This window comes from Phyllobacterium sp. (genome assembly GCF_037994425.1).
Lineage (GTDB): Bacteria > Pseudomonadota > Alphaproteobacteria > Rhizobiales > Rhizobiaceae > Phyllobacterium.
Window position 1 is genome coordinate 1 of sequence record NZ_JBBNAM010000024.1, and the last position, 26,561, is coordinate 26,561.

The window sequence follows — 26,561 nt, forward strand, 5'->3', positions numbered from 1 at the left end:
ATCCTGTACGAGCTACTGAAGAATGACCTGGAAGGGCAATTCGGGAAACTGTTTCGGCGCGAGTTCAAGTACAAACCTGTTAACAGCACGCCGCGCTGGATCACGGTCGAGACGACCTCTGGCTTAACCCCAGCCTTGGGCTTTGTCATGAACCGCGCTTCACCGCTCTACGCAGGAAATCTCTCTCTCGAAGTTGTTGCGGATGTTTTGGCTCAAGCATGTGGTCACGTGGGTTCAGGGGCAGAATATCTACTCAACACTGTGACGCACCTCGAGGCAAAAGGCATTCAGGACCGCAATCTGTGGCGGCTTCAAGCGCTCGTAGCGCAGCAGATCGATCGCAAGAGCGGGATAGCTAGCCCTTAGATCGTCAAATCTTGAACGAAGGCCTATGATGATCTGGGGGTCCACTGGAGCACCACGGTATGAAAGAGAAGCCGCAGACCAAAGAAGGTTCCCGATACGCTTTCTACCATGCGCAATATGCACGGTTCGGAAGCCCACTCGCCGCCGAGATCAGGCAAGAGGTTTACGGCGAGGATATCGGGCAGGTGGGCTGGCGAACGCTTGAAGAGCAGGACAAGATCACTGCGCTCGTCGCCGAGCGGCCGAACGCCCACCTCCTCGACATCGGGTGCGGATCCGGGGGACCATCGCTGGCAGTCGTTCTCTCGGCTGGTTGCCGCCTCACAGGGGTGGATATTGAGCCCGAAGGCATCACGGAGGCCAAACATCGAGCCCTTGCAATGGGATTGGACGTTGGCGTTGAGTTTGTAATCGCTGACTGCAGTCAGCCGCTGCCTTTCAATGGGAATACCTTTGACGTGGTGGTCTGCATCGATGCGGTGCTTCACCTCAAAGATCGATTTGCGCTGCTTGCCGACTGGTTCCGGCTCCTTAAGCCAGGTGGTCGCCTGCTGTTCACGGACGCTGCCGTCTTGACTGGTGCGGTATCCAAGCAAGAACTGGACGTTCGTGCCTCTCAAGGCGAGTTTGTTTTCGTCCCACGGGGGTTAAATGAGGCGGCCATTGTCAATGCGGGCTTCCGACTGCGAAAATGCGAGGATACGACCGGTGCCACGGCTGACATAGCACACCGCCTGCATGCGGCGAGACACGCTCGATCGAAAGCCTTGCAAGAAGAAGAAGGAGCCGAATGGTTCGCAAAGCGGCAGACCTTTCTGGCGGTGACCGCCGATCTTGCCAGTGGAGGTAAGCTGTCGCGATTTCTCTACGTCGCAGATAAGGGTTGAGGCAGGTTGCCTAATATCGTTTGCGTCCGAATGGGGAATGTCCACAATCGGCGGGCATAGCAGAAATACACTTCGCGGACCCCACTCCTCGGCAGTTACCGATGATCAGTAAACGGCAATGAGGTTGGGCATTTGCTAGCGCTCCTTCGGAACCATTCCAAAGCGGGCCATCTTTTCCCACAATGTCGTTCTCGAAATGGCAAGCAAGCTTGCGGCTTTCGAAATCTGGCCGCCCGTTTGGTCGAGGGCCCGCTCGATCTGTCGCTTCTCGGCCGCATCCCGGACGTCGGCCAAGGGAGTGAAGCCCGTCGGTGTCTTTGCGTCACCGCCCTCCGGAAACAGGTCCGCCGGCATGATCCATTCACCGCGAGCCAGAGCTGCGGCCCGTTCAACCCGATTGCGCAGTTCGCGCACGTTTCCGGGCCACGGATGAGAGATGGCTGCGTCCTCAGCCAGGGAGCTGAAGCCGCGGATATCAGTGTCAGTTCGTTGGGTTGCCTCATCAAGGAAGTGATCCATCAATCCGATGATGTCGTCCGCGCGTTCCCGCAATGGAGGAATCTCCACGGGAAGGACTGATATCCTGAAATAGAGATCGTCGCGGAAATGGTTCTCGGATGGTTTGGCGTTCAAGGTGCGATGGGTCGCAGACACAATTCGCGCGTTGAAATGCACCGTCGCCTCGCCGCCCACACGCGTGAATGCCTTTTGTTCAATCAACCGTAGTAGCTTGGATTGAAGCGCTGCAGACATATCGCCGATTTCGTCGAGGAACAGCGTCCCCTTCCCGGCGCGCTCGGCATAACCCAGGTGGCGCTGGGTCGCGCCCGTAAAGGCCCCTTTCTCGTGACCGAACAGTTCGCTTTCCATCAGATCGGCCGGGATGGCAGCGCAGTTCACTGCCATGAACGGCTCGTTGGCGTGCGAAGAGACATTGTGAAGAAAACGCGCGGCCACCTCTTTGCCGACACCTGTTTCTCCGGTGATGAGGACGGGAAGGTCGTTGGCGGCATAGCGGCTCAAAATACTGGCCACATTTTGCATCGCCGCGCTGATGCCGAGAGCGGTCGGTTCCGCTGCGGAATGTTGAGCCCGGCACCCGCTGCCGATGCGCTTGAGGAAGTCGTCCATCACGAACGGCTTCGTCATGAAATCCACAGCACCGTAGCGCATCAGCCGCACCGCCTGGTCGATTTCACCATAGCCTGTGATGAACAAGAAGGGTGGCGTCCCCGACAGCTTCGACAGACTTTGAAAAACTGCCTCGCCGGATACATCGGGAAGCAGGATGTCGCAAACAACGAGGTCCAGCGCCAGTGGATGGGTCTCGATTGCTGCAATGGCCTCGTTGCCCGATCTCCACCAAGTCACGTTCCAGCCTTCGAGTTCCAGTCGCTGGACAATCGACTCGCCCATGATTGGATCATCTTCAACAAGCCCAATTCGGGCAAAATCAGGCAGCATTTGCATGGGAAACCACTTCCTGTTTGCGGAAAACCAGGCGGACGACAGTGCCGCCGGACGAACGAGGCTCGATGGCGGCTGATCCCCCGAGTTCAATCAAGATTTGCCGCACCACCCATAGCCCTAGCCCGTGTCCAGGATTCATTTGGCTGCGGAGCTCGAGCTGGGTCAGCATGGCGGCTAGAGCATCGCTCATTCCCGGCCCTTCGTCGGCGACTTCAATTTGCAGGGTATCCGTCGCCGAACGTACTGCGAGTGACACGGTCCCACGTTCCGGCGTGGCTGTGATGGCGTTCAAGATCAGGTTGAGCACCGCCTGCCGGATTGGCCCGGCGGGAATGGAAAATGTCTCGTCGAAATCGACGTTCCAATCCAGGTGCTGCTGCTTGCGGTTCAACTCGGGCATGGCCAAAATCTGTATGTCGTACAGATCATCGCGCGTGAGCCTTGTTTGGGAACGTTCGTACTTGTAGGTAGCGAGCATCGCCTTGACCACATCCCTGATCCCGATGAGGCCCCGTTCGATCAAAACCAGCGACGCTTCGCGAACACCCGGCTTGGAACCATGCGTCTTCAAGGTGTCGATGGCGTTGAACAGACCTCCGAGCGGATTGTTGATTTCATGGGCCATCGACGACGACAACCGTCCCAAGCTCGCCAGTTTCTCCTCTTCGGCCAGACGGCGAGCGAACTCCCGTTGCTCATGTTCGGATTGCACCAACTCGTTGAAGCGATGGAAAAGGCTTGAAACTTCGTAATCACCTTTGGGTATTTCTTTGCTGTCGATCAGGTTGATCAACCCTCCCGATGAATTGCGCATGTGGCTTTCCAGTATTTTCATCGGTCGGATCATGAAGCTCACAAGCCAAAACCCTCCAGCCGCGAAAAGACATGCCAGGACGCCGTTGGTGATCAGCAACGTCACCAGAACGTTTCGGCGCTCGGCCAACAGGTGGGATACGTCGAGGATCGTATAGATGGTCCCCACACGCTGGCCTTGATAAACGAGATCGCGCCGGGCAAAACCCTCCATCGTGTCTTGATTGACGACGACGTTCGCCGAACCAAACCTGCTCAAAAAATCAGGTGCCAGTTTTGAGAATGACGGCCGGTTCTTGGGACGGTTGGACGCGATGACATTTCCGTCCGCCCCCGTGACGATCGTTTCCTTCAAATCAAGCGATGCGTAGCTCGATGCGGAGCGGTCGAGCACATCAAACACTTCCCAGATGTCGCCGCGCATCATCGACGGCAAGATGGAAGCACTCAACCCGTCGAGATAACTGTCCACCAGACCTTGGAGATTGCTCTCCTGCATTTCCGACAGCCGACTGAGAACCCGGTCCGAAATCGCCACACTGATAACGATCATCAACAAGGCAACGAGCAGCGGAACCCTCAAGGAAACGCGGCTCGCTTTGAAGATGCCAATCCCGTTCATCACGTTGCCGATCTTAGGATCGCTACCTTGGCAGCAATGTCATCAAATAGTTTCTCATCCTCGACTGCAAAGCCGTCGAGCTGCAACATTGCCAGGATGGCACGTCCTTCAACATCAAGTTTCATGTCCACCAGGGCGCTGCCGAGCTTGGATATCCGCGTGTCCGAGGCCAGTATTTTTGGGGAAGCGATGGGCGGGAAGCCAAGCCATTCGGAGCGTCTCACGATTTTCGTCTGGTCCACCAAGTCCGGTTCAAGTCGTCGCATGACCTCCCACACGTATCCGTCGACGCTGCCGGATTGCGCAAGGCCCCGCGCCACCGCCCGGATCACATTCCGGTGGCCATAAGTGAAGAAATAGCGCGAAAAGAAGGTTTCCTTCGCCAATCCGCCTTCGATCAGGAGCGCCTGGGTCACCAGGTATCCCGAATTCGAGTCGGGGTCGGAATACGCATGGATGTCTCCACGCAGTTGTCTCCAATCGTCAATATCCCGGTCGGCTGCAGTAATGAGATACGATTGATACAGGGGTTTCTCCTGCCAGACTGGAGTGGCAACAAGGTCCAGGGCCGAACGGAACTGAACGAAGGGATAACCGCAGATCCACGCAGAGTGAATTTGTCCCGACACCAGGAGGGCGGTGATTTCCTGATAGGTCCTGCGGCTGACCAGTTCGACAGGCACATCAAGTTTTGTGGCCAGGTACAGCCGCAGCTTTCCCAGAAGCTCCAGATCGTTTGAGAGAAACACAGGCGTTAGACCGAAACGAAAGGTCTCGCCTTGCGCTCTCGGTACGGACGGACAGGCCAACGTTGCGATGCCCGCCGCCGCCCCCAACAGAAGCGTGCGCCTGGCGAGCAACGAACCGTCCAGTCGTCGTGCTGGATCTATCGGTTCCATGCTTCCTCCCTGAAGCAAACCGTTCCCGAGGCTACATTATCTGAAACAGGCGATCATTTCGCTCGATTTGTTTAAACCACACATTCACGGTTTCAGCGGTGTATCCATAGCACCCGGCAAATAGGCGAACTCAGGAACAACATCCCGAGTTTTTCGCTGCGGACCCACAACAGGACGCAGCGTCAGCCTCTTTTGCCGCGCGATGTCTCGGCTTGCAGATGGCGGGACGTGCAACAAGCGCCAGCACAACGCGATTGGCCTCGACAGCCAGCGTATTCACGTCAAAGACCTGCATGGGCGTGTCCGGGGTTCCCACCTCGAATGTCAGACGGGCGTCCGCATTGAGTTCGATCCTGGTCGCGACGTGAGCGAGAATCCCACGGAACTTGCGCACCTGCATGAAATCGCGTCCTTCTTCGGAGGGCAGGTCTTCAACCTGGAGGATGGTTTCATGCCATTGATCAGGATTGCCGCCGCAATCGAGTGTGACGAACGATCCCGCCTTCACTTCGGTGACGTGGTATCCCGGCTGGATCGTTCGTCCGCCATATTCAAGGACGAAGGACTTATCTTCGTGCGGTTCCAAGGCGCTCAAGACGGCTTGGAGCGACGCGTCAGCCTGAAAATCAATAATCGAAGGACTGGTAACCGAGTTCATGATCGTCTATCCTCATTTCAACATCTTTTGAGATATTGAGATAATCATGAACGAAATGCAAGCTCTCGATGCCTTCGCGTCACTCTCCCAGGAAACCCGCCTACGGATCGTGCGCCTCCTTGTGATCGCCGGGCCAGACGGGATGCCCGCCGGCGCTGTGGGTGAGGCCATGGGTGCGTCGTCCTCCAAGATCTCGTTTCACCTAAGCCATCTCGAACGTGCCGGATTGATCCAGTCACGCCGCGAGGCACGCTCGATCATCTATAGCGCGGTCTATCCCGCTCTTTCCGGCCTCATCGAGTTCCTTATGAAAGATTGCTGCCAAGGTCAGTGCAATCCCAGCGCGAAAGCCTGTGCCGAAACCTGCGAAATGTAGAAAGCCCCAAAGCCCAATCCGGTGGCCCAATCTCTATAGCTTCTGAAGACAGGAACTCCCAAATGTCCGGTCCTTCTCATCAGGGTCGTCTCGTGGTTGCAGCGCTCGGCCTGACCCAGATCATCGGCTATGGAACGCTCTATTACAGTTTCAGCGGCCTCGCCGCTTCGATGGCCAGAGATTTTGGCTGGCCCCCCGAATGGATGTTCGGAGCATTTTCAATTTCACTCTTGGCGGGTGGCTTGGTGGCACCGTTCGTTGGCAATTGGATCGACAGGCATGGCGCGGGGACCGTCATGGCTTTCGGCTCAATTTGCGCAGCGATCGCCCTTGCCGCCTGCGCGCTGGCCCCAGGACCGATTGCGTTTTCTGCCGGGTTGATGGCCATCGAGCTTGCCTCCACTTTTGTTCTCTACAATGCGGCTTTTGCGCTTCTTGTTCAGTTCGACTCTGGGAAGGCGCACCGAAGCATCACGCACCTCACCTTGATCGCAGGATTCGCGTCCACAATCTTCTGGCCGTTGACATCCGCATTGCACGAACGCCTATCGTGGCAGGAGGTCTATTTTGTCTTTGCAGCGGTCCATCTCCTTGTCTGCCTGCCTCTTCACTTCTGGCTGGCGAGATTGTCGAGAAATCCGAAGCGGGTCGATCATGGTGCAACAGCCAGTCAGAATATCGTCGAGGGAAGCCTCCCCGCCGAGCGTCGGCAATCGGCGTTTGTGCTCATGGTGGCGGGTATTGCCCTCCTCAGCTTCGTCGACGCTGCCATTCTGATCCACATGTTGCCCATGCTGACTGCATTGGGTTTGGGCGGTACGAGCGTCTTGATTGGCACGCTGTTCGGACCGGCCCAGGTGGCCAGCCGTCTCCTCAGCATGCTGAGTGGTAACAAAATTCCGGCCTTGGGATTGGCACTCATTTCGGGCCTGCTGGTCCCCATTTCGATTGCCGTGCTGCTCGGCAGCACATGGATTCCGGGAGCGACTGCGTTCGCCGTCATATTCGGCCTGGGAGCCGGCCTCGCGAGCATCGTGCAGGGTACGCTTCCCCTCGCCTTGTTCGGCAGCAATGGTTATGGACGGCGTGTCGGCAAGGCGACTGTAGTCCGTCTGGTGACTTCATCGGCAGCACCCTTTGTGTTCGCGTTCATGATGCAACATGTGGGCGTCGAGGTCACTCTGGCGATCTTTGCTGGACTCGGGCTGCTGGCGGTGATCTTCTTCGCTGCAATCGGTCGTGCGATGCAACGTGTCTTGGTCCAGGAACCTTCATAATGTGGAGTCGCCGCTCGTACTGGAGTGTCGTTGACGCCATATCAATTCTGAATTCGGAAGACCTTGCATTGTGCCCGCATGAGCGCGAATGTATGGCGAGGACCCAAGGTCACGGCTAGGCACATGAACAAGATCGAACTGGACAAGCAGACCCGCAACAATGCACGGGAGATCGCCGACACGAATCCTTCTCGGCTCGGTACGCGGCTAAAACTTGCGCGCCAGACGCGCGGCTTTACCCTCAAGGCGCTTGCCGAGGCTGCGAACTGTTCGGAAAGCCTCTTGTCCAAGATCGAGAATGGGAAGGCCTCGCCCTCCCTGCCCATGCTCCACCGTCTCGTCCAGGTTCTTGAGACCAATATCGGCTGGATGTTCGAAGAATCCGACGGCGAAGAAGGCATCGTCTTTCGTGCCGGAACGCGCCCACTCATCGCGCTTGATCCGCTTCGGCGCGGCGAAGGCATCTCGCTGGAGCGGATCATCCCCTATTCGCAGGGTCATCTCTTACAGTGTAATATCCACCACATTGAAAAGGATGGCGCGAGCGCCGGGCCGATCCAGCATGCCGGCGAGGAGGTTGGATATGTGCTTTGCGGCAAGGTTGAACTCATCGTCGGCGAACGCCAGTTTCAGCTGAGCGAGGGCGATTCTTTCGTTTTCAATTCCGACTTGCCGCACCACTACCGGAACATTGGCAGTGAGAGGGCGAGTATTTTTTGGGTCAACACACCGGCGACGTTCTAGGTTAATCGGGTTGGCCTAAATAAAACTGATACTTAACGGTCTTTTCCGGAAGTGAAATTTTCAAAGTTTCAAATGACTTGACATGCATTCAAGTCTCTTGAATTATGACTTGCGTTCAGTTTTACGTGGCGCCCGTCCGGGCCATTCAATCAGAAAAAAGGGGAATGGGAATGCGTCTTACCAAATTGCTTTCAGGCTGCGCAGCAGCCGTTGCCATCACGATCGCCGTGGGCTCCTCCGCCTTCGCCGATACCTTTGCGCTTGTCACAATCAACCAGCAGGCGCTGTTCTTCAACCAGATCAATGAGGGTGCGCAGAAGGCAGCCGATGCCGCTGGCGCCAAGCTTGTGATCTTCAATGCAAACAACGTTCCAAGCGCGCAGAACGACGCCGTGGAAAATTATATCACGCAGAAGGTTGATGGCATCATTCTCGTCGCCATTGACGTCAACGGTGTCAAGCCGGCGATCACGGCAGCAAAGAACGCCGGCATTCCGGTGATCGCCATCGACGCGCAGATTCCCGATGGTGACAACGTCGCCTTCGTCGGTGTCGACAACACCAAGGCTGGCGCCGATATCGGCAAGTTCTATGCCGACTACGTCAAGACCAATATGAGCGGCACCGCCAAGATCGGGGTTATCGGCGCGCTCAATTCATTCATCCAGAACCAGCGCCTTGATGGCTTCAAGAAGGCCGTTGCCGACAGTGGCCAGAAAGTCACCTTCCTCGACACGGTTGACGGCCAGAACGTGCAGGACGTCGCCTTGACGGCCGCCGAAAACCTGATGACCGCCAATCCCGACATGACCACGCTCTATGCAACGGGCGAACCAGCACTCGTGGGTGCCGTCTCGGCGGTGACGAGCCAGGGGCGCACCGGCGACGTCAAGGTTTTCGGATGGGATCTGACCAAGCAGGCGGTCGAAGGCATTGACGCGGGCTGGGTCACGGCCGTCGTGCAGCAGGATCCCGCCGGCGAAGGCAAGACCGCGGTTGAGGCACTCGTCAAGCTCAAGAAAGGCGAGAAGATCGACCCGATCATCAACGTTCCGGTAACGATCGTTACCAAGGACAACGTTGATCAGTTCCGCGGCATGTTCAAATAGGACATGACATGCGCGGGCGCGGCCGCACATGCCGCGCCCCATCGGACAGGCCGCTGCGCCTGACAAGAATGCATTAGCAACCGGCGGTATTGCGATGACTGTTGACAGCGAAACATACCGGGTCCGCATGACCGGCATATCCAAGCGGTATAATACCATCCAGACGCTCGACAACGTGTCGCTGACATTGAAGCCCGGCGAGGTCCTCGGCCTCGTTGGCGACAACGGTGCCGGCAAGTCGACGTTGAGCAAGGTACTTTCCGGCGCCGTCATTCCTGACGCTGGCAGCATCGAGATCGACGGCAAGACGGTTTCGTTTTCCTCGCCCGCCGATGCCCGCTCTGAACATGTGGAAATGGTCTACCAGGACCTTTCGCTGTGCGACACGGTCGATGTCGCCGGCAATATCTTCCTGGGTCGCGAGCCGCGCCGCACCGTTCTCGGCGTTCCGTTTCTCGACAAGAAGCGCATGCACGAGGAGGCGCGCACCATGCTTGATCGCCTCGGCATCGTCATCGCCGATACGCGTCTTAAGGTTGAAAATCTCTCAGGCGGTCAGCGCCAGTCCATCGCCATCGGCCGTGCTGCATCCTTCGAGCCTTCGGTGCTGATCATGGATGAACCCACGGCCGCGCTCGCGGTCGCCGAGGTCGAGGCCGTGCTTGATCTCATCCGCGCGGTCTCAGCGCGCGGCGTCAGCGTCATCCTCATCACCCATCGCCTCCAGGATCTGTTTCTCGTCTGCGACCGGATCCAGGTGATGTATGAGGGTCGCAACGTTGCCGAACGGCGCATCGAGGATACCAGTATCGAGGATGTGGTCAATCTTATCGTCGGACGGAAATTCCAGGCTCGTTCGGCCCGTCACAGCCAGGAAAATGGAGTACGCCCATGAGCAATCCATCGACTTCCGGTGACAATGCAGCGCTGCATCCGGCCGCTACTCAAGCGCGTGTTCGTGAAAGCACCCTGCGCGACCGCTTCATGGCCAATGGCAGTGTGGTTTCCATCGCCATTTTCTTTCTCGTCGTCTGTCTCCTTTTCTCGGTCGTCACCGATGCGTTTCTGACGGCGCCCAATCTTCTCAACATCGTGCGGCAGTCCGCCCCGCTCCTGATCGTTGCCGCGGCCATGACGTTTGTCATCACCACGGGCGGCATCGACCTTTCCGTAGGTTCGGTGCTGGCGCTCGTGGCAACGCTATCGGCCGCCTCGCTCCAGGCGGGGCTTCCCTGGCCGGTGACGATCATCGCGATGCTCCTCCTCGGTGCTGCCGTCGGCGCGATCCAGGGTTTCTTTATCGCCTATGAGCGAATCCCCGCCTTTATTGTCACCCTCGCCGGCCTGTCGGTGATCCGCGGCGTCGCCCTTCTTATCACTGGTGGCTATTCGATCCCCGTCGAGGCGACCAATCCGTTCACGGTGATCGGCCGGGCGTGGTTCCTCGGCGTACCAGTCCCTGCCCTGATTGCCCTTGCCGTGCTGATCGTCGCCTACCTTGCCTTTAATGAGACGCGCTTTGGTCGCTACGTGACGGGTATCGGTGCGAACGCCGAAGCGGTGCGCCGCGCCGGCGTCGATACGCGGCTGACGACGCTGATGGTCTACGTCATCTCAAGCACCGCAGCAGCTGCGGCCGGCATCATCCTTGCTGCGCGCCTCGGCTCAGGCTCCTCCAATGCCGGGCAAGGCTTCGAACTTGAAGTCATTGCTGCGGTCGTCCTTGGTGGCACAAGCCTTTTTGGCGGTCGGGGCACGCTCGTCGGCACCGTCCTCGGCGCCATGACCGTGGCAGTCATCGCCAATGGTCTGATCCTTGCCCATATGTCGCCGTTCCTGACACCCATCGTTACCGGCACCATCATTCTCATCGCGATCTGGCTGAACTTCCGCCTGTTTCGCGGCGCGATCCGGAGCAGGTAAATGACCGGGCTTGACTTCGATTCGAGCGAACGTGGCAGTGTCCCGATTGGCGTCAACACCGGAACAGTCATGACCGTCGAGGGTCCGCTGCGGGTCGCTGAAATGGGCGTGACGTTGATGCACGAGCATATCCTCCTTGATGGAGCGAGCTCGTGGAAATGCCCGTGCCATCCGGATGAACGTGCGATCGCCGAACAGCCGGTCTCCATCGAGATCATCGGCGAGCTGCGCATGAACCCCTATATGAACCGCGACAATGTTTCGCTGACCGACACCGATCTTGCCTTAAGCGAGCTGCGTCGCTTTCAGGTCCTTGGCGGGCACACGCTTGTCGATCCGACCAATATCGGCATCGGCCGTGATCCGGCCAAACTGCGCCGCATCGCGCGCATGGCCAATCTCAAGATCGTCATGGGATCCGGCTTCTATCTTGAGCACACACATCCGCATTGGCTGAAGTCGATGGACATCGATGACGTCACCGAATTTCTTGTCAATGACGTTGGCGGCGGAGAGAGCCAACCCGAGATCCTGGCGGGCATCATCGGTGAGGTGGGTGTCAGCAAGGATTTCACGAAGGAGGAGCGCAAATCGTTGCGCGCCTCGGCCCGTGCCTCGCGGATCACTGGCGTTCCCCTGTCGATCCACCTCCCCGGCTGGGAGCGGCTGGCACATGACGTCCTCGACATCGTCGAGGAAGAAGGCGCCGATCTTGGCCATACCGTGCTTTGCCACATGAACCCCAGCCACGACGATCTCGATTATCAGGCCAGTCTCGCCCGGCGCGGCGCCTTTCTCGAATATGATATGATTGGCATGGATTACTACTATGCCGATCAGGACGCCCAATCGCCGAGCGACGAAGAAAATGCCCGTGCTATCCGTTCGCTCGTCGACATGGGCTTTGCGGACCGGCTGCTCTTGTCGCAGGACGTGTTCCTCAAGATGATGCTGACGCGCTTTGGCGGCTTCGGCTATGGCTATGTGCTCAAGCATTTCGTGCCGCGCCTGAGGCGCCACGGTATCGATGCGCAAACCATCGACAGCATGTTGAGCGACAATCCGAAATCTGTCTTTTCTGCCGCGGCGGCGCGCTCGCGCCTATAGTTCCGAAGGAGTTTTCATGTCCAAACACAAGGTTCTTCTTGCCGGCGAGTCCTGGGTATCGACCGCCACCCATATCAAGGGTTTTGATCAGTTCCCGACGGTCACCTACCATACCGGCGCCGACGAATTGCTGAAGGCGCTCAAGAACAGCGATTTCGATGTGACGTTCATGCCGGCGCATGAGGCGCAGCGCGACTTCCCCCAGACCATCGAGGCACTGTCGGCCTATGAGGCGATCATTCTGTCCGATATTGGCGCCAACACGCTGCTTTTGCATCCCGATACGTGGATACACTCCAAGACGACGCCGAACCGGCTACGGCTTTTGCGCGACTACGTCCGCAGCGGCGGCGCGCTCCTGATGTTTGGGGGTTATTACAGTTTCCAGGGCATCAATGGCGGCGCACGCTACCACAAGACGCCCGTCGAAGAGGTGTTGCCAGTCTCCTGCCTATCGGTCGACGACCGGATCGAGGTGCCGGAGGGGTTCACGCCCATCGTCACCGGCGCGCCGACGCACCCGATCCTCAAGGGTCTTGGCAAGGATTGGCCAATGCTTCTTGGTTATAACGAGGTCACCGTCAAGGATGGCGCCGAGGTTCTTGCGACCGTTTCAACCGATTACGGCGCGCAGCCGCTGCTTGTCACCGGAACCTATGGCAAGGGGCGGACCCTCGCCTGGACATCCGATGTCGGCCCGCACTGGCTGCCTTCGGATTTCATTGCCTGGAAAGGTTACAAGACGCTGTTCGAACAGATGCTGGCCTGGGCGATTGCAAGGGATTGATCAATGCACGTGCACGTTGCCGGCAATGTCTGCATCGACACGACGTTTCGTCTCGATCGATTTCCGGTCGCTGGCGAAACGCTCAATGCGACGTCGTGTTTGGACGGACTTGGCGGGAAAGGCGCAAACCAGGCCCTTGCGGCGGCGCGCACGGGTGCGGCAGTAAAACTTTGGGCCGCAATTGGCGATGATGCTGACGGAGCGCGCATCCGTTCGATGCTGCAGGATGAAATCGACACCCGGTTTCTGAAACGGCTTGACCTTCAAAGCGACCGTTCGACGATTGTCGTTGATGCGGCCGGCGAGAACTTCATCGTCAGCAGCGTCGCCTGCGCAAGTGCCTTCGATCCGCTGGCGATGACCGAGCTTTTAACGTCGCTCCAAAAAGGCAACCTTTTGGTCATGCAGGGCAACCTTCGCCTGAGCGTGACCAACGCGTGTCTTAAGGCCGCGCGGCGCAACGGCGGCAGGACGATTCTCAATCCAAGCCCGCTCGCGGGCGGCAAGGTGCCGGACCTTGGCGCTGCCGATTTCGTCGTGGTCAATCGCGGCGAGGCGGAACTCATCACGGGGGCGGCCGATGCCGGCCTTGCCGCGCAGGCGCTCCTGAAGCGGGGAGCAGGCGCTGCTGTGGTGACGCTCGGCGACAGGGGCTGTCTCTTCCTTGGGCGCCCCTCTGACCGCCCCCTGATGGTTGACGCTCCACGGGTTGCGGCGATCGACACGAGCGGTGCGGGCGATGTTTTCTGCGGTGTCTTGGCCGGATGCATCGCCAGGAACATCGCCATCAGCGCGGCCTTGAAAGTTGCGGTCGCAGCATCGGCACTTTCGGTGACGCGGCCCGGAACGCTGCAGTCCTGTCCCACTGCCCCTGAAATAGCGGCCCTCATCCAAGACATTGAAATGGAAATAAAATGAGCAATACATCAAAACCCATCGGCCAGAGCGCCGGCGATGCCATCGTTTCCATTTTCGCAAAGAACAAGGTGGTGATCGGCGTCGTTCATCTGGCGCCGCTGCCGGGCGCCCCGCGCTATGACGGCGAACTGGTCGAAACCATCTATCAGCGCGGGCTCGACGATGCGCGCGCCTATCTCCATGGCGGCTGTGATGGCGTGATCATTGAAAATCACGGCGATGTGCCCTTCGCCAAGCCTGATGACATCGGCCACGAGACCTCCGCGCACATGGCGGTGATCTCGGACCGGATTCGCCGTGAGCTCGGCTGCCCCATTGGCATCAACGTGCTTGCCAATGCCGCCATTCCGGCGCTTGCCATCGCTAGCGCGGCCGGTGCCGGGTTTGTTCGCGTCAACCAGTGGGCCAATGCCTATGTCGCCAATGAAGGTTTCATCGAGGGTGAATCCGCCCGTGCCATGCGCTATCGCGCGCAGCTTCGCGCCAAGGGCATCCGTATTTTCGCCGATGCCCACGTCAAGCATGGCGCCCATGCGATCGTTGCCGATCGCCCAGTGGAGGAACAGGTCAAGGACCTTGTCTTCTTCGATGCCGATGCGGTGATCGCAACGGGCCAGCGGACCGGTCATGCCGCCGACCTTGCCTATATTCGCATGATCAAGGAGGCTTCGGGACTTCCCACCCTTGTTGGCAGTGGCGTTACGCCCGACAATGCCAACGATATACTTGGCATCGTCGACGGTGTCATCGTGGCAAGTTCACTCAAATATGACGGCGTCTGGTGGAACCAGGTCGATCCGGCGCGCGTCAGCGCCTTTATTGCCGGCCTCAAGCGATGACCGCAGCCTTAAAGGTTGACGGTGAGCGCCTGCTCACAAGGCTGGAGCAATTCGCCCGGATTGGCGCAACGCCGGGCGGCGGCGTCAACCGCCAGGCGCTTTCACCTGAAGACCGGGCAGCCCGCGCGGCCCTTGCGCAATGCGCGGTGGCCCGCGGTTTTTCGATATTCCAGGACCCGATGGCAAATCTCTTCATCCGCCGTGAGGGCCGCTCGAAGGACCTGCCGCCATTCCTGATCGGCAGCCATCTCGACAGCCAGCCGATGGGTGGGCGTTATGACGGAGCCCTTGGCACGCTCTGCGCCTTCGAGGTTCTGGAAACCCTTGAGGATGCGGGCATCTCGACACCTTCTGCCATGGAGGTTGTCGCCTGGACCAATGAGGAAGGTAGCCGCTTTTCACCGGGTGCCATGGGTTCCATGGCCTTTGCTGCCCATGCGGTTCCGGCCGAATGGGCAAACGCGTGCTCGCAGGACGGCAAGGCGCTCAAGGACGAACTTGCAGATACGCTGGCAGCCCTGCCTGAGGCGTCGATGCGACCGCTCGGCACTCCGGTGTCAGGCTATATTGAGCTTCATATCGAACAGGGCCCTACGCTTGAGCGCGAGCATATCCCGATTGGGGTCGTCCACGGGATTCAGGGCACGCGCTGGCTTGAGGTCGTGATCACCGGTCAGACCGCGCACGCCGGCACCACGCAATTGGCATTCCGCCGCGACCCGCTTGTTGCCGCGACCGATGCCATGCAGGCGCTCTATGCGTCGATCATGCCGCATGACGACAGGGCGCGGCTGACGATCGGCCGTATTGCGGTGGAACCAGCCTCAATCAATGCCATTCCCGGCAAGGTCTCGTTTAGCGTCGACCTGCGCCACCCGGATGTGCAGGAACTTTCAAGGCTCGAATCCTATGTTAAAGACACCTGCGAGAAAAAGGCCGCGGCTGCCGGCTGCGCGGCGACTGTCCGCCGCACCTTTGACATGCCGCCTGCAGAGTTTTCGCCGCGCCTGCTTAGCGCTGTCGAAGAGGCGGCGTCACGCACCGGCATTGCCCATAAACCGATGCTGTCGGGTGCGTTCCACGACGCGCTCTTCCTGGCACGCGTTACGGACGCTGCGATGATCTTCGTGCCGTGCCGCGATGGCCTCAGCCATAACGAGGCAGAATATGTTGAGCCGGAGCATGCGAAACTGGGCGCGCAGGTGCTCCTGCAATCGACGCTCATCGCTCTTGGTATTTCCTGAAGATCGGGACCGGCTCGCCGGATCGACCCTGGGCGATCGACAAAACAGCCAATTCTCAATTTGAGAACGCATCAATTTCGCTGACGGTCCCAAAATGTCGATTCGGTCGGACCGTTGTCTGGCTTTGTGGTTTGTTCCTGTTATTGTGATGTCACACAAACGATACTTGCGGGCACTATTCTGTGGTGTCTTCGGGGGTGCATGAAAAATCTGCTCTTGATGCGGAAATTTGCTTACCCGCCGGGGGGATGTTTTGCATTGCTTGGGCCCAATGACAACAGGGACGAGCGCCGCCATTGCCAAGGCTTGCTCCCATACCTCTATAAAGGAGTGGACATGCTGTCAGAGCTTTCCAGCGTCACGAACACAGCGATCTTTGATAACCCGCTGACCACCTATTGGACGGATGCATGGCAACGCTCCATTCTCTTCCTCGATGTCATGAGGCGGCGCGGCGCCCAGTACGAGGAGCAGGCAGCGCGCACCGCCCCACATGTGCTTGACTATGAAGCAGAGCTTTTGTGCGATGGGCGCAGCTTTGCCCGGCCGGTGAATTACGCGCTGGTCCGCATCGTCCCGCCGCCAGGCGTGGCTATCGACGGGCGCAAACGTCCATTTGTCGTCGTTGACCCACGCGCCGGCCATGGGCCGGGCATAGGCGGGTTCAAGGCCGACAGCGAAATCGGCGTGGCGATGAAGGCAGGGCATGCTTGTTACTTCGTCGGTTTCCTGCCGGAACCCGTCCCGGGACAGACGATCGAGGATATCATCCACGCGCAGGCGATGTTTCTGGAAATGGTCATCGCACGTCATCTTGAAGCCGACGGAAAGCCATGCGTCATTGGAAATTGTCAGGCAGGCTGGGCCGTGATGATGCTTGCTTCCCTGCGGCCGGATTTGTTCGGGCCGATTATCATCGCCGGGACACCGCTTTCCTATTGGGCCGGCGTGAAGGGCCAATACCCCATGCGCTATTCAGGTGGCCTTTTGGGCGGAAGCTGGCTGACGGCACTGACCGGTGATCTCGGCGCTGGAAAGTTCGATGGGGCATGGCTTGTGCAGAACTTCGAGAACCAGAACCCCGCCAATACCCTGTGGAGCAAGCAGTACAACCTCTATTCCAGGATCGATACCGAAGCCGAACGCTATCTTGGCTTCGAGCGCTGGTGGGGCGGGCATGTCACGTTGAACGCAGAAGAAATGCAATTCATCGTCGACGAGCTTTTTATCGGCAACAAGCTTGCTTGTGGACAGATAAGTACCTCCACCGGCACGGCGATCGACCTGCGCAACATCCGATCGCCAATCCTGATCTTCTGCTCCAAGGGTGACAACATCACGCCGCCGCAGCAGGCGCTCGATTGGATTCTCGATCTCTATGACAGCGTCGATGAGATCCGCTCTCTTGGTCAGACCATCATCTATACGGTCCACGAAACGATCGGTCACCTCGGGATCTTCGTCTCGGCCGGCGTCGCCCGCAAGGAGCACGACGAATTTGCGTCCAACATCGATTTGATTGATGTGTTACCTCCCGGCCTCTACGAAGCCATTCTGGAGCCAAGGGGCGAGGCCGTTGAGCATCCGGAGCTCGTGACAGGTCAGTGGGTCATGCGCTGCGAAGCGCGCACGCTGGACGACATCCGCGCCCTTGGCGGCAACGAAATCGAGGACGAACACCGCTTCGCGGCGGCCGCGCAGCTGTCGGACATTAATCTTTCGTGTTACCGCATCTTTGCCCAGCCCTTTGTTCGGGCGGCCGTGACACCGCAAGGGGCCGAGGCGATGCGGCAACTCCATCCCTTGCGCCTGAGTTACGAAATGTTCAGCCCACGCAATCCTTTGCTGGCCTGGGTTGAAGGCGAAGCAGAACTGGTGCGAAAAAACCGTCGTACCGTGGAAGCGGACAATCCTTTCCTCATCTTTCAGGAGCAGATGTCGCGGCAAATCTTAGATGGGCTGGACGGCTGGCGGAAAATATCGGAGCGGCTGGCGGAAGCAACATTCCGCGTTGTTTACGGCGCAGCTCCGCTACAAGCCGCTCTTGGCATCGATCCAGCCTCGCGCCGCCCACCGCGCAAGGCTTTAAAAAATCACCTGAGCAGTACACTCTTGGAGACCCGGATCGCTGCCCTCAAAGCGAAGATAATGCAAGGTGGCCTGTTGGAAGGCCTTGCACGATCCCTCATCTTTGTGGCGTTGGCGCGTGGCAGGGCCGATGAGCGCGGTTTCGAGGCGATCCGCAGGATCCGGCAAAGTCATGATGGCGCCGGTCGGTTGACGCTGGCCGAGTTCAAGACGCTGATCCGCGAACAGTACTTCATTCTGCTCATCGACGAGCCTGCGGCCCTTGGTGCAATTCCCGCACTGCTGCCGGCAGACATTGATGAGCGCCGAAAAGCCTTCGAGTTGCTTCGTGAGATACTGGACTCATCGGGCGCGTTGCAGGAGGCTGCATCCGAACGCCTCGAACGCGTGGCCGAGCTGTTCAGCCTCGACAGGGAGGGCGTTGACAGCAATCCCGTCGTTAGCCCCGCAAGCAAGGCCGCGCGTGTTCGCAGCGTATCGTGAAGGAAAAAAAGGGGAGCTTTTGGAGTGACTGACCTCGCCACGCCGACACTTGAGCCGTCCAAATACGATCGCCTGATTGCAGCTGCGCGGGACGTTGGACCTGCCGTCACGATCGTGGCGCACGCCTGCGACGAGACCTCGTTGCGGGGCGCTCTTGAAGCTGCCGAAAGCGGCCTGATCGTTCCTGTCCTCGTGGGGCCTGCAGCAAAAATGCGGGCGGTTGCCGCCGACAATGACCTTGACCTGAAAGAGGCCGACATCGTCGACGTTCCCCATAGCCACGCCGCTGCAGCGCGCGCAGTCGCCTTGATACGAGAAGGACATGGCGAGCTCCTTATGAAAGGCAGCCTGCATACGGACGAACTGATGCGCGAGGTAACGGCCTCGGCCACTGGCCTGCGCACTGAACGGCGCATCAGCCATGTTTTCGTGATGGATGTGCCCGGTCACGCCGACACGCTCTTCATCACCGACGCGGCGATCAACATCACGCCTGACCTCGATGTCAAACGCGACATCGTACAAAATGCAATCGACCTGTGGACGATGATCGGGCTTGGTCAGCCGCCGCGGGTGGCGATTGTTTCGGCGGTCGAGACCGTGACGACAAAAATACCGTCGACCATCGACGCCGCAGCGCTGTGCAAGATGGCCGAGCGCGGCCAGATCACCAACGGATTGCTTGATGGACCGCTCGCGTTCGACAATGCGATAAGTCCCGAGGCGGCTCGAATCAAGGGATTGACCTCCCCGGTGGCAGGTCGTGCGCAGATCATCGTCGTGCCGGACCTTGAGGCGGGCAATATGCTGGCCAAGAACCTGACATTTCTGGCTCACGCGGATGCCGCGGGGATTGTGCTTGGCGCGCGTGTGCCGATCATTTTGACATCGCGTGCAGACTCGGTGCGCAGCCGTCTCGCATCGTGCGCGGTGGCGACGCTCTACGCCGCTGCGCGGCGCCGTATAGCGCAGGTGGTGGCCTGACCATGGACGCAATCCTTGTGGTCAACGCCGGCTCATCGAGCCTGAAATTCCAGATTTTCGAGATCACCAAGGCTGGCCCCAGGCACTCCATTCGCGGTCAGGTCGATGGTATCGGCACAAGGCCCCGGCTTCAGACGAGTGCGGCTGACGGAGCCGTCTTGGTCGATCAGCGCTATACGCCTGAACAAGTCGACACTTTGCCGGCGGCGATCGCTGAAATGCGGACCTTTCTGCAGACGCTCGAAGGGTTCACGCTCCGGGCCATCGGTCATCGGGTCGTCCACGGCGGCCCGGATTTTTCAAAGCCGATACTAATCACGCCTGATATCCTCGACCGGCTCTCAGTGCTCCAGGAACTCGCGCCGCTCCACCAGCCAAACAACCTCGCGCCTATCCGGCTTGCGATGGAGATCGATCCGGGTGTCCCGCAGGTCGCCTGCTTCGATACGGCCTTCCATCGCGGCCATGAGCAATTCACCGATTGCTACGCCTTGCCCTTCGCGTTTTACGAGGACGGCGTGCGACGGTACGGATTTCATGGACTGTCCTATGAGTATATCGCCGGCCGGCTGCGCGATGTGGCGCCCGATCTTGGCGAGCGTCGCGTCATCGTTGCCCATCTCGGCAGCGGCGCGTCGATGTGCGCGTTGAACGGGGATCACAGCCTCGAGACAACGATGGGCTTTACTGCACTCGATGGCTTGCCGATGAGCACCCGGCCGGGGCAGATGGATCCGGGTGTCGTGTTATACTTGATCGGGCAAAAAGGCATGACCGTGGGAGAAGTGACGGACCTTCTCTACAGGACGTCCGGTCTGAAGGGGCTTTCAGGCGTCTCCGGCGACATGCGCGATCTTCTTGCCAGTCACGACCCGCGTTCGGCCCTTGCGATCAATCACTTCATCCACCGCTGCGCACTGAGTGCCGGCATGCTTGCCGCCGCACTTGGAGGGCTTGACGCGTTTGTCTTTACGGCCGGCGTCGGGGAGAACTCGCCCTTAATCCGCGCCCGCATCAGCGAACGGCTAGCCTGGCTCGGCGCCGAACTCGACGCTGCGGCCAACGAGGCGGGCGAGACGCTGATTTCCACGCCAACGAGCCGAATTGCAATTTACGTTCTGCCGACGGATGAGGAACTGATGATCGCACGCCATACGCTTGCGCTGATAAAAGCGTCCTGAAGATTTCACGGGAAAGAAGCAATCCATGTCGATTCCGCTCATCAATGCGCAGCTTCTCAAGGGCAAGAAAGGGTTGATCGTTGGCATCGCGAATGATCGTTCGATTGCCTGGGGGTGCGCCCGCGCCTTTCACGCTTTCGGCGCCGAGCTTGCGGTCACCTATCTAAACGAAAAGGCAAAGCCACACGTCGAGCCGCTCGCTCGCGAAGTGGGGGCGCCGATCTTCATGCCGATGGACATGTCCGTTGCCGGTGAGCTCGAGGCGGTGTTCGAGCGCATTGAAAGCACGTGGGGTGAACTCGATTTCGTTGTCCATTCCATCGCCTTTTCGCCCAGGGACACGCTCGGCGGCCGCGTCGTTGACGTGCCTCGCGAGGGTTTTTTGACGACAATGGATATCTCCTGTTGGTCCTTCATCCGCATGGCTCATTTTGCCGAGCCGCTCATGAAAAACGGCGGGACACTCTTTACGATGACCTATTACGGCTCGCAGATGGTCGTAGAGAACTACAACATCATGGGCGTGGCGAAGGCCGCCCTCGAGAGCGCCGTGCGTTATCTCGCCGCCGAACTTGGACCAAAAGGAATAAGGGTGCATGCCATCTCGCCGGGCGCCCTTGCGACCCGTGCGGCCTCGGGGATACCCGAATTCGATGAACTTCTTGAAAAAACCAAATCGAAGGCGCCCGCCCGCGAACTTATCGGCATCGACGATGTTGGCATTGCCACCGCCTTTCTCGCACACGACGCCGCGCGCCTCATCACTGGACAGGTGCTCTATGTCGACGGAGGCTACCATATCATCGATTGACCAACATGCCCCAGCGACTGGCCGCTGGAATGGCCGGACGCAGGAGCAGTTTGAATTGAGACGCGTAGTTTTGACGAGATGATGTCGGGCGAAGTGCGAGCATGGAGGGTGCAGTCATGTCTCCCTTATTCTCGGCCATGGTTATTGCCGCACAAAGCCGCATGTCCAGGAACAGGTGTTGTATTCTTGGCCACAGTCCCTGGCCCTGCTGGTCTTGCACATACTGGAGACCTGTGCGCAATTCGACTCGCAGCTTTTACGCTCGCTGGCGTCTGCTAGGACACTGTCATCGATGTTGGTGTTGGAAGTCACGCTACGTTGATGCGCATAACCCGGCAGGCCCGATGACACGGACATGTCGCTGCGTTGTTCGGCGGCAATAGCCGAGACGTTAGCAATCACAAGAAATACGAGTGAAGCCAAGCTTCCAATTGATAGACAATACATGGTTTGCTCCTTGACGTGTTGAATTAAAATGGAAGAATTGGAAGAAAGACAAAATTTTATCTTTCCTTGTTTTTAGACAATCAACGTCGCTTAGAGATATTGCCACCTTGGCTGTTTATACTGGCGGGATGGATTATACCGACGACGGTGCTGCTGTCTGGTGCTATGTTTTCTTCAACCTGCTGCAAAAATTGCAGCGGTGATGCGGAGGCTACCGATGCGTTATCTTAACTCCGCTCACTATATCACCGTGGTTGCCAAGACCGGGTCAATCCGCGCCGCCGCGGAGTCGCTCGCCATAACTTCGACGGCGCTTAATCGCCGTATATTGGCGATGGAGGCCGAACTCGGCGTTGCGATTTTCGAGCGACTGCCGCACGGCGTGCGATTGTCCAGCGCTGGCGAGCTTCTGGTGCATCACATGCGCAACCAGTTATCCGATATGGAGCACGTGAAATCGCAGATTGCCGACCTTGCTGGCGCCCGGCTCGGCCACGTGGCGATCGCCTGCAGCCAGGCGCTATTGCCCTACCATCTGCCGATCCAGATCGCACTCTACCGCAAGGAACATCCGAATGTGACCTTCGGGGTGCACCTGCGCGACCGGGAGGAGGCCGAGCGTGCGTTGGTCGATCACACGGCTGACATCGCCATCGTCTACGAGCCGGCGCGGCTGGCTGCTTTCATGACGCTCATGCGGGTGCACCAGTCGGTGCATGCGGTCATGCGGCCGGATCATCCGCTGGCCTCTCACGAAACGGTGCGGTTGCGCGCTTGCCTCGACTATCCAATCGCGCTTCCCACATCAGCTTACGGCGTGCGCTACCTGCTCGACATCGGGGCGCAAGCGTCATCGCTGCAGCTGGAGCCGGTGATTCAGTCCGACAGCTTCGAATTCCTGCGCAACCAAGCAATCGCGGAAGATATAATCACCTTCCATTTCCCAATTGGCCTGTCCCACCAGACGATGACCGGTGACATGATCTCCCGGCCGCTCGACCCGCGCGACGTGCCCGCTGGCATGCTCTATGTCGGCCAACTCAAGGGCCGCACCCTGCCGGTGGCCGCCGCCCGTTTCGCCGACCAGCTTTCCGCCTCACTGGCGCAGCAGTATGACGTGTCGTGATGGGTGTTTGGAGGCTCGTCGTGCGAAAATTCGCCGAACATCTGCCTTGATATGGGACCGCGTCATGACGGAACGAGGCCCGGGGTCTGGGATGAGGAAATGGATTGGTTCCGGCACGCGACCGGCTTCATTATTGCGTTGCCTGCCGCGGGCTGCAGCCGTAGGTCGTCAAAAACCCGTGGCGGTGTGAAGAGGGCCCGATGGTTAGCGGCGTCAAGCGGCGCCCCTGCCTTAACCGGCGAAAATGCCTTAAAAGGGATCGTTCTCGGCTGATCCCTTTCGGCCTCACGTTCCGCGTCCGTGCCAATGTCAACAATCGCCGTGACCGCTCGGACCATAGGCCGACGTTCCGGGAGTCCGGTCGCGATGGCTTAATCGGTGCCTGTGTCTGCAAAAACCGTGCTGGCGGTACTGACAATGGAAACATGGGTATAGGCGGCAAGGCTCGCTGCAGGACCATCTGCCCGAAGTATCGCCGTAACGACCACGTCGTGTTCTTGATAGGACCGTGCCAACCTGCCGGGGATGCGAAACTGCGCACGGCGGAACGGTGCAAGCCTTGCTCGGGTCTGATTGGCGAGTTCCGCCAGGTGCTCACTATGCGCACCCCGATAAAGGCGCGTGTGAAATTCGATATTGTGCGCTTCGTATTCGTCCTCGCAGCGGCTGTAAACGAGGCGCGCCGACGCCGTGTGTTCGGCATCAAGCATGCGACGTTCATCGACCGTCATCCGCTCAGCCGAAAGGCGGGCGCAAACTGCCTCCAGCTCGGCCATGGCCTCGAACATGGATGCAAGATGCTTCTGCGTCACATTGGTGACGATCGCGCTTTTGTTAGGCTGCCGGCAGACAAGGCCGCTGGCACAGAGTTGGCTCAAGGCCTCGCGCACCGGGGTTCTGGAAACCTCAAAACGATTGGCCAGCGAAATTTCGTCGAGCCGTTCCCCAGGGTGCATGGCACCGGTAATTATCAGATCGGCAATTGAACGCACCATCTGCTCAACGGTGGTTCCCGACCGAATTATCTCTTTTTTTCTCGCCAGCTTCGCGCTTCGAATCTGCATAGTGCATACAGATGTAATGGCTTGCTCGCTGATGTCAACCATTGCCGGAATCTCTGCGAAACAGGCGATAAATCTACTCAACAAAAGAATTCATGCCGTTTTTGCCTTATAACTGTGCGAGATACTGGGATCATTTTTTTAACAACGCCTAAAAAACAGTCATAATTGTCGATTAGTGCATGCAGTTTGTCCAATTGACAGAGCAATAGTCGAAAATATCGTTCGAAAACAATACCTTAATCTTTGGCATGAATCGTGCATACAGTTTCTCGTGACCTAACTAAAATCGGCATCCGCCGCGAGGAGCTCGCAATGACCAGACTCTTGCCCATGAATCGCCGCCGTTTCCTCAAATCGACAGTCGGAGGTGCCGCTGCCATAGGCCTTGCGCCCTCCTTTCTTGTAGACGCTGCCCGAGCCGACAACCCTCTCACGGTCGGCTTCATCTATGTGGGTCCAAAAGATGATTTTGGTTACAACCAGGCGCACGCAGAAGGTGCCAAAGTTATCAAGGCGTTGTCGGGTGTCACGGTCGTCGAGGAAGAGAACGTTCCGGAAACCGTCGATGTTCAAAAGACGATGGAGTCGATGATCAATCTCGACGGAGCTAGTCTCGTCTTCCCCACTTCGTTCGGCTACTTCGACCCCCACATGTTGGAAATGGCAAAGAAATATCCAGATGTACAATTCCGCCATTGCGGTGGCCTATGGCAGGACGGGAAAAATCCGATGAATACCGGTTCCTATTTCGGGTACATCGGGCAGGGCCAATATCTGAATGGCATCACCGCCGGTTACGCGTCCAAGAGCAAGAAGCTCGGCTTCGTTGCCGCCAAGCCGATTCCCCAAGTCCTGCAGAATATCAATTCGTTCCTGATTGGCGCACGATCGGTTGATCCGTCGATCACCTGCCAGGTGATTTTCACCGGCGAATGGTCGTTGGCCGTGAAGGAAGCCGAAGCCACCAATGCGCTAATTGACCAAGGGGCCGATGTCATCACTTGCCATGTTGATAGCCCGAAGGTGGTTGTCGAAACCGCAGCCGGGCGTGGCGCGTTCGTGTGCGGTTATCATGCCAATCAAAGCCCGCTGGCTCCGGAAAGATATCTTACGGGCGCCGAATGGGCGTGGGGCAATGTCTATTCCGATTTCGTCAAGAAGGCACAGGCTGGCGAAAAGCTCGGCAATTTCGTCCGGGGCGGACTGAAGGATGGCTTCGTGAAAATGAGCCCGCTTGGACCTGGCGTTTCCGATGAAGCCCGCAAGAAATTCGACGTGACCCTTGCGGACATGATGACCGGCAATTTCTCGGTGTTCAAAGGACCAATTCAGGACAACAAAGGCGGCGAAGCTGTTGCTGCCGGAAAGGCCTTCGCCGAAGACGCGATCGAACTGGAAAGCATGGCGTATCTCGTCGAAGGTGTTGTCGGTTCGACGTCTTGAAGAAGTGGGCAGAGCGTCATGGCGATCGAAGCGAACGTTCCATCACTCACTCCATTTTCCGGTCACGCAGGATCCATTCGTTCCATCCTTGAGTGGCTGGCGCGCCGGGCAGAGCCGGTCGTAATCTCACTGGGCGCCGTCCTTGCGGGTATGGCGCTCTTTTCGATCTTCATTATGGCCGTCGGCAAATCGCCGGCAGACCTCTTCAAACTCATGTATTTTGGCGGTTTTGGCAGCTGGTTTTCGGTTCAGAACAGCCTCAGTCGCGCAGCGCCACTCCTCCTGACGGCGCTGTGTGTTGCGCTCCCTGCGCGGCTGGGCCTGGTGATCATAGGCGGCGAAGGCGCGGTTGTTCTTGGCGGTGTCTGCGCTGCAGCGGCGGCACTGCCCCTGACCGGCGTTTTGCCGCCAATCATTGTTCTTCCTCTGATGGCGTTGGCTGGTATGGTCATGGGCGGCGTCTGGATCGGGTTTACCGGTGTGCTGCGCTATTATCGCGGTGTCAACGAGACGATCGCCTCATTGCTGATGGCCTATATCGCCATCGCGCTCATGAACCAGTTCATCGAGGGTCCGCTTCGCGATCCCGCCAGCCTTAACAAGCCCTCCACCACGCCCCTGCCCGCGCACTACATGCTCGGCAATATGCCTGGCATGGATGTCAATTGGGGCCTTGCGATCGGTGTCGTGGCCTGCATCGTTTCATGGGTGCTTATTGAGGCCACAAGTTTTGGATTTGCAGCACGCATCGCCGGCGGAAATGTGCGGGCCGCACAGATACAGGGTTTGCCCGTTGGCCGGCTGATCGTCGGCTTCACGGCGCTCGCGGGAAGTTTTGCCGGTCTTGCTGGTATGATCGAGGTCGCAGCCGTTCAGGGCAGCGCCAATGGCTCGC

At 58.6% G+C, this 26,561-nt stretch carries 25 protein-coding genes; 20 read left to right on the forward strand and 5 right to left on the reverse strand.

What is annotated here, in order from left to right; all coding sequences use genetic code 11:
- On the forward strand, positions 1–366 hold a 366-nt coding region (locus AAAB35_RS01270), incomplete at its 5' end, for a gamma-glutamylcyclotransferase (protein ID WP_340666440.1).
- A 59-nt stretch (positions 367–425) separates the two neighbouring features.
- Positions 426–1,253 (forward strand): methyltransferase domain-containing protein, encoded by an 828-nt coding sequence (locus AAAB35_RS01275; RefSeq protein WP_340666441.1) that lies wholly within the window; start codon positions 426–428, stop codon positions 1,251–1,253.
- Positions 1,254–1,388: 135 nt separating this feature from the next.
- Here the strand turns inward: AAAB35_RS01275 and AAAB35_RS01280 are convergent, their stop codons facing one another.
- The 4 genes from AAAB35_RS01280 to AAAB35_RS01295 form a co-directional block, all read right to left on the reverse strand.
- Entirely contained in the window at positions 1,389–2,717 is a 1,329-nt protein-coding gene (locus AAAB35_RS01280; protein WP_340666462.1) for a sigma-54 dependent transcriptional regulator, read from the reverse strand.
- Positions 2,707–4,158, reverse strand: a complete 1,452-nt coding sequence (locus AAAB35_RS01285) for a HAMP domain-containing sensor histidine kinase (protein ID WP_340666442.1) — start codon at positions 4,156–4,158, stop codon at positions 2,707–2,709. Before AAAB35_RS01285 ends, AAAB35_RS01280 begins: the two co-directional genes overlap by 11 nt.
- Complete coding sequence (locus AAAB35_RS01290) at positions 4,158–5,057, reverse strand: PhnD/SsuA/transferrin family substrate-binding protein (RefSeq protein ID WP_340666443.1); 900 nt, start codon at positions 5,055–5,057, stop codon at positions 4,158–4,160. Before AAAB35_RS01290 ends, AAAB35_RS01285 begins: the two co-directional genes overlap by 1 nt.
- A gap of 130 nt (positions 5,058–5,187) precedes the next feature.
- Complete coding sequence (locus AAAB35_RS01295; protein WP_340666444.1) at positions 5,188–5,715, reverse strand: DUF6428 family protein; 528 nt, start codon at positions 5,713–5,715, stop codon at positions 5,188–5,190.
- A gap of 46 nt (positions 5,716–5,761) precedes the next feature.
- Here AAAB35_RS01295 and AAAB35_RS01300 point away from each other — a divergent pair, with 46 nt between their 5' ends.
- From AAAB35_RS01300 to AAAB35_RS01375, 16 genes are all read left to right on the forward strand, one after another.
- Positions 5,762–6,091, forward strand: a complete 330-nt coding sequence (locus AAAB35_RS01300; RefSeq protein WP_340666445.1) for a metalloregulator ArsR/SmtB family transcription factor — start codon at positions 5,762–5,764, stop codon at positions 6,089–6,091.
- Between the two features lie 62 nt (positions 6,092–6,153).
- Positions 6,154–7,368, forward strand: a complete 1,215-nt coding sequence (arsK, locus tag AAAB35_RS01305) for an arsenite efflux MFS transporter ArsK (RefSeq protein WP_340666446.1) — start codon at positions 6,154–6,156, stop codon at positions 7,366–7,368.
- A 123-nt stretch (positions 7,369–7,491) separates the two neighbouring features.
- On the forward strand, positions 7,492–8,112 hold the full coding sequence (locus tag AAAB35_RS01310; protein WP_340666447.1) for a cupin domain-containing protein: 621 nt from the start codon (positions 7,492–7,494) through the stop codon (positions 8,110–8,112).
- A 170-nt stretch (positions 8,113–8,282) separates the two neighbouring features.
- Positions 8,283–9,221, forward strand: coding sequence for a substrate-binding domain-containing protein (locus AAAB35_RS01315; protein ID WP_340666448.1), 939 nt, complete (start codon positions 8,283–8,285; stop codon positions 9,219–9,221).
- Between the two features lie 94 nt (positions 9,222–9,315).
- Positions 9,316–10,116 (forward strand): ATP-binding cassette domain-containing protein, encoded by an 801-nt coding sequence (locus AAAB35_RS01320; RefSeq protein ID WP_340666463.1) that lies wholly within the window; start codon positions 9,316–9,318, stop codon positions 10,114–10,116.
- Positions 10,117–10,205: 89 nt separating this feature from the next.
- Positions 10,206–11,144 carry an ABC transporter permease gene (locus AAAB35_RS01325; RefSeq protein ID WP_340666464.1) on the forward strand — a complete coding sequence of 313 codons (939 nt, stop codon included), beginning with the start codon at positions 10,206–10,208 and terminating at the stop codon, positions 11,142–11,144.
- The gene (locus AAAB35_RS01330) at positions 11,145–12,251 is read left to right on the forward strand and encodes a phosphotriesterase-related protein (RefSeq protein ID WP_340666449.1); all 1,107 of its coding nucleotides are present in this window, start codon (positions 11,145–11,147) and stop codon (positions 12,249–12,251) included.
- Positions 12,252–12,267: 16 nt separating this feature from the next.
- Positions 12,268–13,038, forward strand: a complete 771-nt coding sequence (locus AAAB35_RS01335; protein ID WP_340666450.1) for a glutamine amidotransferase — start codon at positions 12,268–12,270, stop codon at positions 13,036–13,038.
- Positions 13,039–13,041: 3 nt separating this feature from the next.
- The gene (locus tag AAAB35_RS01340; RefSeq protein WP_340666451.1) at positions 13,042–13,956 is read left to right on the forward strand and encodes a ribokinase; all 915 of its coding nucleotides are present in this window, start codon (positions 13,042–13,044) and stop codon (positions 13,954–13,956) included.
- A complete protein-coding gene (locus AAAB35_RS01345) occupies positions 13,953–14,795 on the forward strand; it encodes a BtpA/SgcQ family protein (protein WP_340666452.1) in 843 nt (280 codons plus the stop codon). The genes AAAB35_RS01340 and AAAB35_RS01345 overlap by 4 nt, the downstream gene beginning before the upstream one ends.
- Entirely contained in the window at positions 14,792–16,039 is a 1,248-nt protein-coding gene (locus AAAB35_RS01350) for a Zn-dependent hydrolase (protein ID WP_340666453.1), read from the forward strand. The genes AAAB35_RS01345 and AAAB35_RS01350 overlap by 4 nt, the downstream gene beginning before the upstream one ends.
- A 336-nt stretch (positions 16,040–16,375) precedes the next feature.
- Positions 16,376–18,610, forward strand: coding sequence for a DUF3141 domain-containing protein (locus tag AAAB35_RS01355; RefSeq protein WP_340666454.1), 2,235 nt, complete (start codon positions 16,376–16,378; stop codon positions 18,608–18,610).
- 24 nt (positions 18,611–18,634) lie between these two features.
- The gene (locus tag AAAB35_RS01360) at positions 18,635–19,594 is read left to right on the forward strand and encodes a phosphate acetyltransferase (protein WP_340666455.1); all 960 of its coding nucleotides are present in this window, start codon (positions 18,635–18,637) and stop codon (positions 19,592–19,594) included.
- Between the two features lie 2 nt (positions 19,595–19,596).
- The gene (locus tag AAAB35_RS01365; protein WP_340666456.1) at positions 19,597–20,775 is read left to right on the forward strand and encodes an acetate/propionate family kinase; all 1,179 of its coding nucleotides are present in this window, start codon (positions 19,597–19,599) and stop codon (positions 20,773–20,775) included.
- A gap of 25 nt (positions 20,776–20,800) precedes the next feature.
- Complete coding sequence (fabI, locus tag AAAB35_RS01370; protein ID WP_340666457.1) at positions 20,801–21,586, forward strand: enoyl-ACP reductase FabI; 786 nt, start codon at positions 20,801–20,803, stop codon at positions 21,584–21,586.
- Positions 21,587–22,250: 664 nt separating this feature from the next.
- Positions 22,251–23,159 carry a LysR family transcriptional regulator gene (locus AAAB35_RS01375; protein WP_340666458.1) on the forward strand — a complete coding sequence of 303 codons (909 nt, stop codon included), beginning with the start codon at positions 22,251–22,253 and terminating at the stop codon, positions 23,157–23,159.
- A 371-nt stretch (positions 23,160–23,530) separates the two neighbouring features.
- On the opposite strand, the gene AAAB35_RS01380 is transcribed toward AAAB35_RS01375, so the two are convergent.
- Entirely contained in the window at positions 23,531–24,223 is a 693-nt protein-coding gene (locus AAAB35_RS01380) for a GntR family transcriptional regulator (protein WP_340666459.1), read from the reverse strand.
- Positions 24,224–24,535: 312 nt separating this feature from the next.
- On the opposite strand from AAAB35_RS01380, the gene AAAB35_RS01385 reads away from it, so the two are divergent.
- The gene (locus AAAB35_RS01385) at positions 24,536–25,666 is read left to right on the forward strand and encodes a BMP family ABC transporter substrate-binding protein (protein ID WP_340666460.1); all 1,131 of its coding nucleotides are present in this window, start codon (positions 24,536–24,538) and stop codon (positions 25,664–25,666) included.
- Between the two features lie 18 nt (positions 25,667–25,684).
- Positions 25,685–26,561 (forward strand): ABC transporter permease (locus tag AAAB35_RS01390; protein WP_340666461.1); only part of this gene is annotated, 877 nt, incomplete at its 3' end.

What these genes read in the sequence shown, in the direction of transcription:
- arsK (WP_340666446.1), top strand. Translation starts at nt 6,154, where the DNA reads ATGTCCGGTCCTTCTCATCAGGGTCGTCTCGTGGTTGCAGCGCTCGGC.
- AAAB35_RS01280 (WP_340666462.1), bottom strand. Translation starts at nt 2,717, where the DNA reads ATGCTGCCTGATTTTGCCCGAATTGGGCTTGTTGAAGATGATCCAATC.
- AAAB35_RS01290 (WP_340666443.1), bottom strand. Translation starts at nt 5,057, where the DNA reads ATGGAACCGATAGATCCAGCACGACGACTGGACGGTTCGTTGCTCGCC.
- AAAB35_RS01295 (WP_340666444.1), bottom strand. Translation starts at nt 5,715, where the DNA reads ATGAACTCGGTTACCAGTCCTTCGATTATTGATTTTCAGGCTGACGCG.
- AAAB35_RS01285 (WP_340666442.1), bottom strand. Translation starts at nt 4,158, where the DNA reads ATGAACGGGATTGGCATCTTCAAAGCGAGCCGCGTTTCCTTGAGGGTT.
- AAAB35_RS01350 (WP_340666453.1), top strand. Translation starts at nt 14,792, where the DNA reads ATGACCGCAGCCTTAAAGGTTGACGGTGAGCGCCTGCTCACAAGGCTG.
- AAAB35_RS01335 (WP_340666450.1), top strand. Translation starts at nt 12,268, where the DNA reads ATGTCCAAACACAAGGTTCTTCTTGCCGGCGAGTCCTGGGTATCGACC.
- AAAB35_RS01345 (WP_340666452.1), top strand. Translation starts at nt 13,953, where the DNA reads ATGAGCAATACATCAAAACCCATCGGCCAGAGCGCCGGCGATGCCATC.
- AAAB35_RS01320 (WP_340666463.1), top strand. Translation starts at nt 9,316, where the DNA reads ATGACTGTTGACAGCGAAACATACCGGGTCCGCATGACCGGCATATCC.
- AAAB35_RS01380 (WP_340666459.1), bottom strand. Translation starts at nt 24,223, where the DNA reads ATGCAGATTCGAAGCGCGAAGCTGGCGAGAAAAAAAGAGATAATTCGG.
- AAAB35_RS01310 (WP_340666447.1), top strand. Translation starts at nt 7,492, where the DNA reads ATGAACAAGATCGAACTGGACAAGCAGACCCGCAACAATGCACGGGAG.
- AAAB35_RS01330 (WP_340666449.1), top strand. Translation starts at nt 11,145, where the DNA reads ATGACCGGGCTTGACTTCGATTCGAGCGAACGTGGCAGTGTCCCGATT.
- AAAB35_RS01300 (WP_340666445.1), top strand. Translation starts at nt 5,762, where the DNA reads ATGAACGAAATGCAAGCTCTCGATGCCTTCGCGTCACTCTCCCAGGAA.
- AAAB35_RS01315 (WP_340666448.1), top strand. Translation starts at nt 8,283, where the DNA reads ATGCGTCTTACCAAATTGCTTTCAGGCTGCGCAGCAGCCGTTGCCATC.
- AAAB35_RS01325 (WP_340666464.1), top strand. Translation starts at nt 10,206, where the DNA reads ATGGCCAATGGCAGTGTGGTTTCCATCGCCATTTTCTTTCTCGTCGTC.
- AAAB35_RS01355 (WP_340666454.1), top strand. Translation starts at nt 16,376, where the DNA reads ATGCTGTCAGAGCTTTCCAGCGTCACGAACACAGCGATCTTTGATAAC.
- AAAB35_RS01385 (WP_340666460.1), top strand. Translation starts at nt 24,536, where the DNA reads ATGACCAGACTCTTGCCCATGAATCGCCGCCGTTTCCTCAAATCGACA.
- fabI (WP_340666457.1), top strand. Translation starts at nt 20,801, where the DNA reads ATGTCGATTCCGCTCATCAATGCGCAGCTTCTCAAGGGCAAGAAAGGG.
- AAAB35_RS01375 (WP_340666458.1), top strand. Translation starts at nt 22,251, where the DNA reads ATGCGTTATCTTAACTCCGCTCACTATATCACCGTGGTTGCCAAGACC.
- AAAB35_RS01275 (WP_340666441.1), top strand. Translation starts at nt 426, where the DNA reads ATGAAAGAGAAGCCGCAGACCAAAGAAGGTTCCCGATACGCTTTCTAC.
- AAAB35_RS01365 (WP_340666456.1), top strand. Translation starts at nt 19,597, where the DNA reads ATGGACGCAATCCTTGTGGTCAACGCCGGCTCATCGAGCCTGAAATTC.
- AAAB35_RS01340 (WP_340666451.1), top strand. Translation starts at nt 13,042, where the DNA reads ATGCACGTGCACGTTGCCGGCAATGTCTGCATCGACACGACGTTTCGT.